Annotated in this window: 1 protein-coding gene and 1 pseudogene; both read right to left on the bottom strand. The window is 54.7% G+C overall.

Features of this window, described 5'->3' with window-relative positions; translation table 11 throughout:
- Nucleotides 1-185, bottom strand: a pseudogene (locus J5069_RS23865) (lytic transglycosylase domain-containing protein); the annotation flags it as partial.
- Nucleotides 186-187: 2 nt separating this feature from the next.
- A complete protein-coding gene (locus J5069_RS23860) occupies nucleotides 188-499 on the bottom strand; it encodes a putative holin (protein ID WP_264646129.1) in 312 nt (103 codons plus the stop codon).
- Nucleotides 500-602: the final 103 nt, after the last annotated feature.

The raw sequence follows: 602 nt of genomic DNA, 5'->3' as shown, positions 1-602 counted from the left end.
GGTGGCTGGGCGGCGTGCGCCTGACCAAAAAAACCGCCAGCCCACAGCACACCCGCCGTAACCAGCGCATCGAATAACTTCCCCCAGAAGTTATGCCTGTCGGTACGTAGCTTACCGTGCTGCATCAGGTTTATGCCCAAAACCAGCGACGTAACCACAAGCCAGGTGATTTGCGGCCAGCCCATGATCACAACCCCATCGCCACAGCCAGGCAGACAGCGGCAACGATAATCGCGCGACGAATCAGCGCCGCTGCAAATACCAAGTCAGGCGAGTGCTCCAGGTATTGCCCCGGCGTGGCCTTGGGGAACAACGAGCGGTCGAGCCAATAACCCAGCACGGCGGCCAGGGTGATAAGTGAAATCTTATAGATAACAACGGTGAGTTGCTGCGGCGAGACCAGGGCGATAAGCACCAATAGCAGCACCGCCATGAACTGCCAGCCCAGCAGCCGTTTAAGGCGGGAGAGACCAAAGATTTTATTGTTGAAAATGTTCATGAAACCACCTCGTATATGTGAGGTGGTCAGTATTGAATTACGCGGGGCGGTGAGTCAGTGGAAGGGGTTCAGTGGTAAGGTTGTTATTACTTGTTCATTTTTT

This window comes from Candidatus Symbiopectobacterium sp. NZEC127 (assembly GCF_025962675.1).
In the GTDB taxonomy this organism is placed as follows: domain Bacteria; phylum Pseudomonadota; class Gammaproteobacteria; order Enterobacterales; family Enterobacteriaceae; genus Symbiopectobacterium.
This window is presented reverse-complemented; position numbering and strand designations above follow the sequence as displayed.

Excerpts from the sequence above, each read along its gene's own strand:
- J5069_RS23860 (WP_264646129.1), bottom strand. The coding sequence starts at position 499 with ATGAACATTTTCAACAATAAAATCTTTGGTCTCTCCCGCCTTAAACGG.